The sequence below is a fragment of the Streptomyces aureocirculatus genome (assembly GCF_000720475.1).
GTDB lineage: Bacteria > Actinomycetota > Actinomycetes > Streptomycetales > Streptomycetaceae > Streptomyces > Streptomyces aureocirculatus.
In genome coordinates this window covers 1-11,992 of sequence record NZ_JOAP01000091.1, presented here as the reverse complement: position 1 = coordinate 11,992, position 11,992 = coordinate 1, and the positions used below count along the sequence as shown (strand labels likewise).

The 11,992-nt window shown below is 68.2% G+C and carries 13 protein-coding genes and 1 pseudogene; 7 read left to right on the top strand and 7 right to left on the bottom strand.

Translation table 11 applies throughout. The features are described from left to right. Positions 1-283: tyrosine-type recombinase/integrase (locus tag IG78_RS43465; protein ID WP_037687614.1), on the top strand; the 283-nt coding region annotated here is incomplete at its 5' end. Beyond that, positions 280-549 carry a helix-turn-helix domain-containing protein gene (locus IG78_RS44660; RefSeq protein ID WP_078965955.1) on the top strand — a complete coding sequence of 90 codons (270 nt, stop codon included), beginning with the start codon at positions 280-282 and terminating at the stop codon, positions 547-549. The genes IG78_RS43465 and IG78_RS44660, both read left to right, overlap by 4 nt. Before the next feature lie 375 nt (positions 550-924). On the opposite strand, the gene IG78_RS44655 is transcribed toward IG78_RS44660, so the two are convergent. Continuing rightward, positions 925-1,257 carry a hypothetical protein gene (locus tag IG78_RS44655; protein ID WP_030574263.1) on the bottom strand — a complete coding sequence of 111 codons (333 nt, stop codon included), beginning with the start codon at positions 1,255-1,257 and terminating at the stop codon, positions 925-927. A gap of 713 nt (positions 1,258-1,970) precedes the next feature. Here IG78_RS44655 and IG78_RS44650 point away from each other — a divergent pair. Then, the gene (locus tag IG78_RS44650; RefSeq protein WP_030574261.1) at positions 1,971-3,143 is read left to right on the top strand and encodes a hypothetical protein; all 1,173 of its coding nucleotides are present in this window, start codon (positions 1,971-1,973) and stop codon (positions 3,141-3,143) included. A 179-nt stretch (positions 3,144-3,322) separates the two neighbouring features. On the opposite strand, the gene IG78_RS0139920 is transcribed toward IG78_RS44650, so the two are convergent. The 3 genes from IG78_RS0139920 to IG78_RS0139910 are packed head-to-tail and all read right to left on the bottom strand — an operon-like array spanning position 3,323 to position 5,638. Then, entirely contained in the window at positions 3,323-4,213 is an 891-nt protein-coding gene (locus tag IG78_RS0139920) for a TIGR03619 family F420-dependent LLM class oxidoreductase (RefSeq protein ID WP_030574259.1), read from the bottom strand. Between the two features lie 34 nt (positions 4,214-4,247). Further along, positions 4,248-4,871, bottom strand: a complete 624-nt coding sequence (locus IG78_RS0139915) for an NADPH-dependent F420 reductase (protein ID WP_030574256.1) — start codon at positions 4,869-4,871, stop codon at positions 4,248-4,250. Positions 4,872-4,903: 32 nt separating this feature from the next. Continuing rightward, entirely contained in the window at positions 4,904-5,638 is a 735-nt protein-coding gene (locus IG78_RS0139910) for an SDR family NAD(P)-dependent oxidoreductase (protein ID WP_030574253.1), read from the bottom strand. Between the two features lie 144 nt (positions 5,639-5,782). On the opposite strand from IG78_RS0139910, the gene IG78_RS0139905 reads away from it, so the two are divergent. Beyond that, on the top strand, positions 5,783-6,394 hold the full coding sequence (locus IG78_RS0139905) for a TetR/AcrR family transcriptional regulator (RefSeq protein WP_030574250.1): 612 nt from the start codon (positions 5,783-5,785) through the stop codon (positions 6,392-6,394). A 639-nt stretch (positions 6,395-7,033) separates the two neighbouring features. Here IG78_RS0139905 and IG78_RS0139900 read toward each other — a convergent pair. Further along, positions 7,034-7,942, bottom strand: coding sequence for a S1 family peptidase (locus IG78_RS0139900; protein ID WP_051853518.1), 909 nt, complete (start codon positions 7,940-7,942; stop codon positions 7,034-7,036). Positions 7,943-8,719: 777 nt separating this feature from the next. On the opposite strand from IG78_RS0139900, the gene IG78_RS0139895 reads away from it, so the two are divergent. Then, positions 8,720-8,929, top strand: a complete 210-nt coding sequence (locus tag IG78_RS0139895; protein WP_030574245.1) for a hypothetical protein — start codon at positions 8,720-8,722, stop codon at positions 8,927-8,929. Positions 8,930-9,168: 239 nt separating this feature from the next. Here IG78_RS0139895 and IG78_RS0139890 read toward each other — a convergent pair whose 3' ends face one another. Continuing rightward, entirely contained in the window at positions 9,169-10,452 is a 1,284-nt protein-coding gene (locus IG78_RS0139890) for a M20 metallopeptidase family protein (RefSeq protein ID WP_030574243.1), read from the bottom strand. A gap of 414 nt (positions 10,453-10,866) precedes the next feature. Here IG78_RS0139890 and IG78_RS0139885 point away from each other — a divergent pair, with 414 nt between their 5' ends. Together IG78_RS0139885 and IG78_RS0139880 are read left to right on the top strand one after the other, a co-directional pair. Beyond that, on the top strand, positions 10,867-11,259 hold the full coding sequence (locus tag IG78_RS0139885) for a hypothetical protein (protein ID WP_030574240.1): 393 nt from the start codon (positions 10,867-10,869) through the stop codon (positions 11,257-11,259). A 168-nt stretch (positions 11,260-11,427) separates the two neighbouring features. Further along, the gene (locus IG78_RS0139880) at positions 11,428-11,778 is read left to right on the top strand and encodes a hypothetical protein (RefSeq protein ID WP_030574236.1); all 351 of its coding nucleotides are present in this window, start codon (positions 11,428-11,430) and stop codon (positions 11,776-11,778) included. Between the two features lie 15 nt (positions 11,779-11,793). Here IG78_RS0139880 and IG78_RS0139875 read toward each other — a convergent pair. Continuing rightward, positions 11,794-11,992: pseudogene (locus IG78_RS0139875) on the bottom strand (IS5/IS1182 family transposase); the annotation flags it as partial.

Sequence of the window (11,992 nt, the reverse complement as noted above, 5' to 3'; positions counted from 1 at the left end):
TGCAACACGCCCGACGATATGCAGCGCGAACGGGTCCCAAACGACGCACCTGCTCAATCGCACACAGGCTCATCCGCACACGGCCTCTGCGGACACAAGGCACACCTACGTCACGCACCTGATCGAAGACGGTGCCGACCCGAAGTTCGTCCAGGACCAGGTCGGTCACCGCGTTGCGTCAACGACCGCGATCTACACGGGTGTCAGCACGGACTTCACCAACACCATGATGCGCAAAGCGCTGGACCGGGCCTTCCAGGCGGACGGACAGGAGAAGGTATGACATCGAAGCTGGACTACAACTGGCACCTGTGCGAGCTCATGGCCCTGCGCGGCATGTACTCGACGACCGACTTGCGACCGCTGCTCATCGAGCGGGGCGTGAAGTTGTCGGCCAGCCAGGTCTACCGGCTCGTGACGGAGAAACCGGAGCGGCTGATCATGAAGACGCTCATGGCACTGATCGACATCCTCTCGTGCCGCATGGACGAGCTCATCGAACCTATGCAGGCCGCCGCACCGGTACGCAGGGCAGTCTGGCGCCTCTGACGCCGGGGCGGAACTGGACCGCGGCGTGGGGGAGTTTCGCCCGCGACGCGCCCGCGTCACCCGTGATCCGAAGGGACGTCCGACTCGGCCGGCACCCCCGCATTCGTTCTCAAGCCGATAGCGGTCATCGTCGAGGCCGTCGCCGGAGCGGAGCCTGATCTCCCTGTCGCGATCATCGAGCAGGCTGCCGCCCAAGTGGCCCCGGTTCGCATGCAACTGCGTCGGCTGGCTCAGGCCCTGGCCACCGACCCCGACCTGTTGACGAGCGGCCGAGGCGAAGGCCCACGTCATGTGAAACTACTCATCCGCGCACTGCTTCCGCACGGAACACGGTGCCTGGTGTCACCGCGATGCGCCGGGTGCGGCCGGACAACGTCACTGGAGCACCGGGACGGGGAACGTCGGCTGTGTTCCCACTGCAAACGCAAGACGACGGGAGGCGAGCCCCGGAAGCCCTGTGCGATCTGCGGAAAGAACCTCCCGATCTTCTGTCACGACCAGGATGGCCTCCCCAGATGCCAGAAGCACCCACCTGCCGAGGACGGCACAACCGTCATCCTCAGGGTCCTGAAGCAGCTCGACACCGGACTCGATGAACCGACTGCCACAGCCGCCATCAAGGAAGCGCTGCCCCACGCCCACCAGCGACGGAAGGCTGCCGCGCAACTCCGCCACCGTCCCAGACTGCTCACCGGTGAGGGTGCCCAAGGCTCCCCGGCCGTGATCTCGCTTATCGATGGCTTGCTCAACGCAGGCGCTGCCCAGATTGTCCGTCCTCCGTGCGCCGTCTGCGGGTTGGCAAAGCCCCTGAAGTGGCGCAGCAAGGACGGTCGCTGCTGCCGCGGCTGTTACGAGGCCGGCCGCCAAGAGCCCTGCAGCCGCTGCGGCCGGACCATGCACGTCGCCACACGCACCCACGAAGGCGAGCCCCTGTGCTACCCGTGCATGCGCCGCGATCCCGCCAACATGAGCACCTGCTTCCTCTGCGGCCGCCTGAGGCCTTGGACCGTCAAAGACGCCGACGGCCACGCCATCTGCGGAACGTGCTGGCGCCCACCCGTCACGACCTGCTCGGTCTGTGGACAGCAGAAGCCATGCCACTATCCACGTCCGAGGCTCCTCGCTGTGCGGCCTGCGGGGCACGCAGCGCACATGCCCCATGCTCACGGTGCGGCGCCGTCCGGGCCGTCTTCGTCCGCCTGGACAACGGCGACGGGCTGTGCGAATCCTGTGCCCGCCGCCCGGAACCGTGTGTCGACTGCGGACGAACCATGCGGGTCTACGGACGAATCGACGCAGGGCCACTGTGCACGGTCTGCTACCGCAAGCACCCCTCGTCGCGACGCCACTGCGTTCAATGCGGCACACACGAACGCCTGCACCACTTCGGACTCTGCGCCGCCTGCGCAGCCCCGCGGCAGATGCACGCTGCCCTGGCGAATCCCAGTGGAGATCTGCGCCCGGAGCTCGAGCCCCTCTTCTCGGCGCTGGCCGACTCCAAGGCGCCATCGCTGCTGCTCTGGCTCTCCCACCAGCGGCCGAAGCAGATCCTGCACACCCTGGCCGAGGGCACTGGCCCCGTCACACACGCCACCTTGGACGAGATGCCGGAATCGAAGGCCGTGACGTACTTGCGAGCCGCTCTGGTGGCCACCGACGTGCTGCCCGCCCGAGATGAGCAGCTAGCCTCGCTGGAGCGCTGGCTGAGCGTATTTCTCCAACAGGTGGGGGACCGGCAGGAACGGGCGCTCATCAGCCGCTTCGCCACCTGGGTGCACCTCAGGCGTCTGCGGTCCCGCGCCCGGCGCCGCCCTGTCACGCGCGGGGAGTGCCAAACCGTGCGGCACGACGTCTGCGCGGCGGTTGCCCTGCAACGCTGGCTGCGCCGACGCGGAAGCAGTGTTACGACCTGCGATCAGGCTCAGATCGACGAATGGCTGGCTCAGTCCGGCCGGAAGCACACACAGGCCAGGAGCTTCCTGATGTGGCCCGCTGCACAAGGCCACACGCCCGCGGTGCACGTTCCCCCGCGGGGTACGTCGCGCGGCACCGAGCGACTCAAGGAAGAGGACGAGCGCTGGCAGATCAGCAAACGCCTTCTCCACGACGCAGACCTCGCCCTGCCGGGCAGGGTGGCTGGCTGCCTCGTCGTGCTCTACGGCCAGCCGGTGTCCCGCGTCGCCCAGCTCACCACAGACAAGATCCTGGCTGAAGCCGATGGCGTTCAGCTCCATCTGGGATCCCGACCAGTAGAGATTCCCGAGCCGCTGGGATCATTGCTCCTCGAACTCGTCCGTAGCCGACAGGCTCTCGCTGTCCTGGGACAGAACGGCCAAGGCCCGTGGCTCTTCCCAGGCGGCCGCGCCGGACAAGCCATGACCGCAAGCCACCTGACCGTACGGCTCAACAGGCTCGGCATCTGTGCTCGCGCCAGCCGCAACACAGCCCTGCTGGACCTTGCAGCGCAGATCCCGGCGTCGGTATTGAGCGAGATTCCGGGCCTCTCAATCACCTGCGCCGTGGCCTGGTCCCACGACGCCGGCAACACGAGGCTCGGCTACGTGGCAGACATAGCACGCAGGGGGTACAAATGATCCCGCCCCATTGAACAGTCTCGATGGCGAAACGCGTTGAATGTCTGAGTGCCACTGGGCCAAGGCCGCGGGGCGCCGCGCTCCTGGCCCAGTGGGGCGGGGACATTAAGCCGCGCAGCGTTCCGTGTTCCCGACGGGTAACCAGGCGAGGAAGCCCTTGGCATACTGCTCCTGGGTGGTCACAACCGACCGGTACGCGCGATCACCTGGCCGGCGAAGTCAAGCATCTGCTCAAGGTCGGGGAACAGTGCGAAGGCGTCCACGAACGCCTCGTCCGCACCGGACTCGGCCAAGCGCTTGAGCTTGTCGGCCAGCGAACCAACGGACGTGCCCGGTTCGAGGTTGATACGGATGGCCTTCTTCAGTGCGTCGGGATCGCGGCCGGCCCCCTGCGCCGCCTGGCGCGCGAGCAACCACAGTTGGTCGGCGACCTCGTCCGGGAGGAAATCGATCCCGAGCCAGCCGGTGGCGCTGCGGCCGACCCGGCGCATCGCGGCCTCGCTGGTGCCGCCGATCCAGATGGGCGGCCCGCCTGCTTGCACCGGTCGCAGGTCGGCGTGGACCGGCGGCAGCGAGAAGAACTCGCTTTCCCAGGAAACCGGGTTGGCCGTCCACCACTCGTGCAGGAACGCCAGCAGGTCATCGAGCATGCGGCCGCGCCGGTGCCAGTCCGCGCTGCGGGAGATGTCGTGCTCGTCCTTCATCCACCCGAGTCCCACGCCGACTTCGAGACGTCCGTTGCTGAGCACGTCGAGTGTGGTCAGCATCCGGGCCAGGTGCGGTGGCTCCCAGTAGAAGGTGCTGAGCGTGCTTGCGTTCAGCCGCACCCGGCTGGTCGCCGTCGCGGCGACGGTCCACAGCAGCACCGGGTCGAGGTATCGCTTCATCTGCGGCGGGTACGGCTGCTCTCTGCCCGGATAGGTGCTGTGCATCTCGACCGGCTGGACCAGGCGATCGCCGACCCACAGCGTGTCGTAGCCAAGGTCCTCGATTCCGCGGCAGAACGCGCTCAGGCCAGCGGCGCTGCGGATAGCGGGCCCGATGATGGGAAGTGTGAAACCAAGCTTCATGGCGAGCCCCTTCGGTGTTCCGTCAACCGTCCGGTCAGACGGGAAGCTCGGTGATGCTGAGGGCGAAGTCCAGGTTCCCCACCCCGTGGTTGGCCAGGCCCACCGTGACCACGCCCGCTCCTTCCAGCCAGTGCGCCATTGTCAGGCCGCCGACGTCCAGCGGGCGCAGCCCGAGGCTCTCGATGAACGCCTCCACACTTGCCTTGGCCTGCGCATTGTCGCCGGCGAGGAAGACGTCGGGCCGGCCCTTTTCCAGGACGTGGCGGAAGACGGTGTTGAACGCCTTCACCACGCTGGCGCTTGTGGGTGCCGTCTTGGCGACTTCCTGCGCGATCGAGGTCTGCTCGCGGTGGGCCAGCCCGTCGAACGTGGAGTTGAAGGGGTTGCTGATGTCGACGATGACCTTGCCCGCGAGAGCGTCACCGTACTGGGCGACGGCCGGTACGACGCCGTCGTGCAGCAGGGCGACGATGACGATGTCCCCGGCCGGGGCGGTGCCCCATTCTCCCGTCGTGGCGGCGCCGCCGAGAGTCTTGGCGAGGTCGGTGGCCTTGGACTGATCGCGGCCCATGATCTCGACGGTGTTGCCGCCCGCTACCGCTCGCGCGCCGATGGTGCGGGCCATGTTCCCGGTGCCGATGATGCTGATGTTGCTCATGAGGTGTCCTGTCCTGGTGCGTGTTGTTGGGTTCAGATGGCGGTGGTGCCGCCGTCGGCGACGAGTTCCATGCCGTTGACGTAGCTGGAGTCGTCGGAGGCGAGGAAGAGGGCGGCGGTGGCGATTTCGTCGGGGCGGCCCATCTGGCCGCGGGGGATGAGGGACTCGAACTGGCGCTTGGTGGCCTCGTCGAAGAGCTCTGCTTGCTTGGCGGTGGCGACCTGGCCGGGGGTCAGGACGTTGACGCGGATGCGGCGGTCCTTGAGCTCGTTGAGCCAGATTCGGGCCCATGCCTGCTGGACGGCCTTGCTGCCGGCGTAGACGCTCCAGCCGGGGAAGGCGCCGAGGGAGGCGTTGGAGCCGGTCATGAGGATGGAGCCGCCGTCGTTGAAGAGCGGGAGGGCCTTCTGGACGGTGAACAGGGTGCCGCGGGCGTTGAGCCCGAACCACGTGTCGAACTGGGCCTCGGTGATCTCGCCGAGCGGGGCGGGCTCGCCGCCGCCGGCGCTGGCCCACAGCACGTCGAGGCTTCCCTTCTCCCGCTTGACGGTGTCGTACAGGCGGTCCAGGTCGTCGAGGTTGGCGGCGTCGCCCTGGACGCCGGTGACGTTGCGACCGATCTGCTTCACGGCCTTGTCCAGGGCGTCCTGGCGGCGGCCGGTGATGAAGACGTGCGCTCCCTCGTCGACGAACAGCTTCGCGCCGACCAGCGCCATGCCGCTGGTGCCGCCGGTGATGACCGCGACCTTGCCGTCGAGCTTTCCCATAGTCATTCCCTTGGGTCGGTGGTGCCGTGTGTGCCTGGGACGACGGAGTTAAGTACACCGCCTGGTGTGCTTAACGTACGTGGCGGGTGGCCGGGGCGCAAGCTATGTACACCGGTCGTTACCTAGCTGCGGTACGGTGGACCCATGACGGAGTTGGAAAAGGGCCCCACGGGCAGCCGCCGCGGCCGGGGCGCCCGCGAGCGCATCATCAGCGCGTCCCAGCAGTTGTTCCGCGAGCAGGGCATCAACCGCACCGGCATGAACGAGCTCTGCGCGGCGGCCGAGGTGTCCAAGCGCACGGCCTACCAGCACTTCACCGGCAAGGACGAACTCGTCGCCGAGTACCTGCGCCGGTTCGACCCCTCCGTGCTGTCCGGCGTGTTCGACCGCACCGACCTCACACCCCGCGAACGGCTCCTCGCCGCCTTCGACATCTCCCCAGACACACCCCTGTGCCCGTACATCGCTGCCGCCGTGGAGCTCCACGACCCCCAGCACCCCGCGTCCCAGTACGCACGCGACTACAAGAAGGCCGTCGCCGCGCGGCTCGCCGACACCGCCCGCGAAGCCGGCGCCGCCGACCCTGAACAGCTCGGCGAGCAGCTCGCCCTGCTCATCGATGGCGCCGCTGCCCGCACCCGGGTCCTCGACGCCGATGCCTTCCCCACCGCCGCCGCGATCGCCGCCGTCCTCATCGACAACGCTCTCCCCGCCACTGCGGGCCACAACCGCCGACGGGAGGGAGTGTCGAGTTGACCCGGAACTCCGGGCCGGGCTGGACTCGTTGCCGGTCACGCTGCTGCACCCGCTGGTAGGCGACACCCTTCGCCCGGCACCTGAACCGGACCTGCTGGCTTTTACGGAACTGGCCGCCCGCTGAAGGCCCGCAGTAGAAGCCGCTGGGGAGACCGGCGACCCGCGAGGATCCGCCGCCGTGGTCGGCCGGATAGATGCTGGCCCAGCACGCTGCCGTAGTGGCTGAACAGCCTCAGCGCTCTGCCGAACAGCTCAATGGCGCCGGGGCTTGTCCGTTGCGGGCCTTGCCCTCACCCTGCACCACCGACACCCGATCGGTGGCCACGCTGAAAATACTCACTGATCCGTACGGGGGCTCCGTCTTGCCCGGCCCTGTCGACGTAGCCCTCCGCCCCTTGGGTATTCCGCAAGTTCTCATAGCCGCACTTGCCAGTACCGGGCGGACTCGTTTTTCACCGGTTCTATACATCGAGGCATCGCGTGGTACCGGCCGTGTGATCATTCCGTCGCTGTCCGTCCTTGCGGCCGAGCGGCACGCGGCTTCCACCGGGTGCAGGACACCTCGTACCTGCGGTAGCGGGACCAGTGCCCGGTGCCGGGAAGGCTGGTGCTGCGGCACCGGGCGTGCCGGACGGTTGCCTATCGCGCCGCGGGAGAGCGGTGCTTCTCGGCGGCCACCGGCTTCGGTAGGGTGCATCCCGGCCGGTTCAGGTCGATGTTGTTGCCGGCGCCGATGCACGGGACGAGGGTGTAGGTCTGCTGGGCGTATCCGATGCTGCGGCGGACGGTGACGTTGCCGTTCTGGTCGATCTCACAGGGGTTGTTGTCGGTGCAGCGCTGGCCGCTCTCATTGATGGTGTTGTTGACGGCGACGACCTTGCCGGTCGCGTCGTCGATGACGGGTGAGCCGGAGGTGCCGCCGATGACCTGGCAGGGCGAGGTGTAGCGGAGGGAATCCTTCCAGGTCCAGCGGCCCTCTTTGAGTTGGTACGCGAAGCCGTCGACGCTGCACTTGTACATCCGCTTCCAGTAGCCGGACGCGACCGTGATGGCCCGGCCCGCCTGCGGGTGTGCGGCGTCGAGATCCAGCGCCTTGATGCCGTAGCGGGTCTCTATGTCCTTGTAGGTGCTGGTGAGCCGGTACAGGGAGGCGTCGGTGTCGGTCATCGTGCCGTACGCGATCTTGCTGGCGCGTACGGTGCCCGCGTTGCCGCCGCTCGCGTTCAGGAGCGTGAAGCTGCGGGTCGAGGGGCGGTCGACGATGACTTGCCCGGGGCCCGGGAAGCCGGTCTCCAGGCAGTGGCCGTTGGACAGCACGAGCGCGGGATCGGTGGGTTGCGACGAGGGCGCCCGGACGACGGAACCGGAACAGTTGCTGAGTGCCACGGTACCGGCGAAGGTCACGGCTTTGGCCTTGACCTTCGCCTCGGCCGGAATCGCCGTCCGCTGACCTGCTCCCGGCGCTTCGTCGCTGACGGCGGTCGCTGGCAGCGCCGTCGCGCCGAGGAGCAGCGCGGTGAGGCCGGCGGCGACGAGAGGTTTGTTCATGGGGGACCCCTCTGATGACTGTGTGTGCGAAGGTCTTTCGGTGTTGTCATGCGCATTGTTGGGGTGGGGGTGCGGCCGGGACAAGACCGCCTACGGTCAAGTACGGCGGGTACACGCCTGTACGACCGCCTGTACGGCCGGGACCCGTACGACCGGAAGCTGAAGGGCACGCTGCTGCGGTGCGTCCCGCGGGCCGGTGCCGATCACGTCACGGAACGGGTACGGCACCGGCGCGCCGCAGGTGACCGGTACTCCGATGGCGGGGACACGGACGAACGAATTCCGGCTTGCCCGGGTGAGTAGCCCGCACACGTGGTACCCGCACCATGCGAACCACCGGATCTGCTGGTCCACGCGTGCCACACGCAAGCCTGCAGCGGTGAACCAGTCACCGTCCCCCCCCCGAGGACGCGGTCGACGAGGCACTGCGCCTCGCGGGCCCAGGCACCGCGGCCGCTGCCGGTGCCGGTACCGGTGCCCGCCAACGGGAAACCGGTCGGGCTCGTCGCCCTGGGCGATCTGGCCGTCGAACGTGAGCCCGACTCCGCTCTCGGCCCGGATCAGCGCCCCCTGATTCCAACGACAGAGACGGCTCACGCCCTCGGGCGCTCGCCCGTGTCCCTGAGGAAGTCGAAGGCGAGCCCGCTCGATCCTCACCAACACCAGGGAGCACGAACGTATGCGGCCACTCAACGGTTACCGGCCCTGGACTGCGGCGCCGCCCCGGCACCGTGCACCGCCCGTCGGGGTATCCTCGCCGAGCGGCTGGCCGGTGCGGTGGCCCTGTGGCCCACCGAGGAGGGCCGGAAGCGCGCTGTCCGGGCGTACCACTCCTGCCGCGAGGAGAAGGCCCACCACCTGGAGTGGGAGGACGCCTGGCAGGCCCCGCGCAGTGAGTCGGTCCGCCGCATGGTCGCTGAGGCGTTCGCCCTCGCCCGCAACAGCCGTTCGAGGACGGCGGCGCCGTCGTGGCCACTGATTCGGTGACCGGGGTCGCCCCGGGCGTGTCACACCCGCGCGGGTCCGCCGCGGATTTCCCCGCCTGCACGGGACAACTCTTCACCCGGCTGGCCGGCGCACCGAAAGCCACGGCCGCTGGCCCCGGCCGACCAACTGGCTCAAAGAACAGGCACCGCGCACCCATGCAGCCTGTCGGGAAGCAGGGCAAACCGCAGACTGCGAAGGTCAGCGCAAACACCCTCGCTGCATAAACGTCAAGCTTAGGGCTAGCCGGACAGGCCCTGGGCGCTGTGGGTGCGCTCCGCGATCCAGCCCGCCATCGCCCGCACGCCTACACCGATGGCGCGCTCATCAGGAGAGAAGTCGGGGTAGTGCGGATAGCTCGTTGCGATGGATGTGCCAGGTGCACGGACACCGAGAAAGGTGTACGTACCGGGGATCCGGTTCAAGAAGAGGGCGAAGTCCTCGCCGCTGAAGGGCGGGAAGGCGGCGCAGAGTTCGGTGACCGTGTCCTGGCCGACGGTGCGGCGCAGGTGGTGGGTGAGCAGGCGGGCGTCGCGTTCTGAACAAACCATGGCTGGGAACGGCTCAGCGGGGAAGCTCACCGTGGCCCCTGCATATGGCATGGCCACTCGGCGAATGCTTTCGCGCACCTGCGCGTATCGCTCCTGCGGCCAGCAGCGATAGGACACACTCACCTTGGCTTCCTGCGCTGCCGCCCGGACGGCTACGAACCGGGCCAGCGGCCCGTTGGGTGTCTGGGCGTCAGCGACGATCCGCTCCAGATCGGCTGGTGTCTGTGGTAGATCCACGGTTGCGAGCGCGCCGATGTCGACGGCCAGGCGCCGCGCGACATCGAGTGCGTCCGGCCCGGAGAGGGTCACCTCCGCCTTGTCCTGGCCCGGCATCCCATAGCCCGGAGTCACGGCGAACTGGCCGACTGGGAACGGCCCGCAGTGCAGCGCATGGATTTCCTCGACGTACTCGTACTCCAGCACACCTGAGTCGATCAGTGCGCGGGCGCCGGACAGCGTCTCTTCGGCAGGCTGGAAAAGGAAGACCACCGTTCCGCTCAATTGCTGCCGCAGCCGCGCCAGGACCCGCGCGACGCCGACACTCACCGTGGTGTGGATGTCGTGTCCGCAGAGATGGGCCGGCGCGGGACCTCCTCCGACGATGTCTTTGGGCGGAACCGCGTCCATGTCCGCCCGGTAGGCAACGGTCCGGCCTGGACGCGAGCCTTGCAGGACCCCGACGACCCCGTGGCCGCCCACTCCGGTGGTGACAGCCAGCCCCGCCGCCCGCAGCTCCCGGGCCACCACCATGGCCGTGCGCTGTTCCTGCCCCGGGGCCTCTGGGTGCCGATGGATGTCCCGCCGCAGATGAATCAGCACGCGGTCCAGACGCGCCGCCTCGGCGGCCACCGCCGCCTGCTTCACCGGACCTCTCCACCCACCTGCGACGGCCTTCCCCATGCCTCCCCACAACATTCCCGCGCCAGCCGCTGCTGTGCTGGCCAGTAACGTGCGGCGCGCGAGCGCGTGCGCTATTGGACGATTCACTGTTACCCCTTTGACTCAAGTCGTCTTCTGGGACACACGATCGCCGGGCACCGATGTCATTGCCCATCCGGTGTGCCGCCCCTTGGCGGTGGGGATAGCCACACCAAGACACCCCCGCTGACGCCATATACGTCTTCGTGGGTTCAGGCGGCTGGAGCGGTTCTGCGGAGGCGCTGCAGTACGAGGGTCCAACCGTCGATGCCCGCGTCCCAGGGGCCTGTGAGGGCGGTAGCGGCGCGAAGGGGTCGGCCCAGACGCCGGCCGTCTGCTGTGCCCAGAGCAAGTGCAGGGTGTGCTCGTCGACGGTCTCGCAGTCGCTCCGGCCCACCCAACCCCGCTGCCACCAGAGATTGGCGGCGGCGCCGTGTCCCGTGCCGGGCAACCCTCCGGTACAACTGGCGCATGTCCCACACCGACCCTGCAGCTTCTCGGGACGCCCCGAGCACCTCCGACCGCGACCTGCAGGAGTGGTTCCTCGGCCGGTGGGCGGGAATCGCCGACGCGCTCGCCGCGCACTTGAAGGACTCAGCCTGTCGGCGCCTCATCAGCGACATGCTGGGCCTGACGGTCTTCGCTTCAAGGGCGTTCCTGCGCGCCGCCACCCGGGCCGCAGACGAAGACGTGCTGGGCGCCAAACTCCCCTCAGATCTTCGCTGCGCTCCTGCCGAGCTCAAGACGGACTTCGCGCAGGCCGACCAGTTCACCTCCCTTCTCCTGCGCCCAGAGTCGCTCGGGCCCTCGTTCCTCCTCGGCCAGGAATACACCCGCAGCCTGGACAGCCTCGCCGTGCACTGACCCGCGCACGCAGGGCGACAGCGGACTCTCCGGCCTCTGCCCCCGTGAGCAGGCCGCTGCGGTCGTGGGGCGGGGGCGGTTCGGCGGTGGCCAGCGATGTTCGGTGGTGTTTGGCGGAGACTGCCGAATGATCCCGAACATCCCCAGAGGGCTCGGTAGGTTGGCCGCATGTCTTCTGCACTTGTTGTTGGTTACGAACCGCAAGCGATACCTGGCGTCGACGGAGAGGCTCTTCGTGCGGCGCTCGATGCGGAGCTGGCCCGGTTCGGTGAGCACGGTATCGACGTGGCCATGACGCTGATCGCGGTCGACGCGTCGGCCGCGTCCACCCTCGTCGCATCGTTGACCAAGCAGCCGTGGGACGTCGTGGTCGTCGGCGGCGGGATCCGCAAGACCGAGCCGCTGCTTCCGCTCTTCGAAAAGATCGTGAACCTGATCCGCCGCCATGCGCCCCAGGCCGCCATTGCGTTCAACACCAGTGGCGGGGACAGCGTCGAGGCGGCACAGCGGTGGCTCTGAATCCCGGCCGCCCGATCACGTCTTGAGCCACAGTCGGATCGCGGCAACGGTAACGGTGCCGTGGAAGACGTAGGCGCGCTTGTCGAACCTCGTGGCCACGGCCCGGAAGTTTTTGAGGGCATTGATCGTCCGCTCCACTTCGTTCCTGCGCTTGTAGATCGTCTTGTCGAAGCCGGTGGGCCGCCCGCCTTGGCTGCCGCGGCGCTTGCGGTTG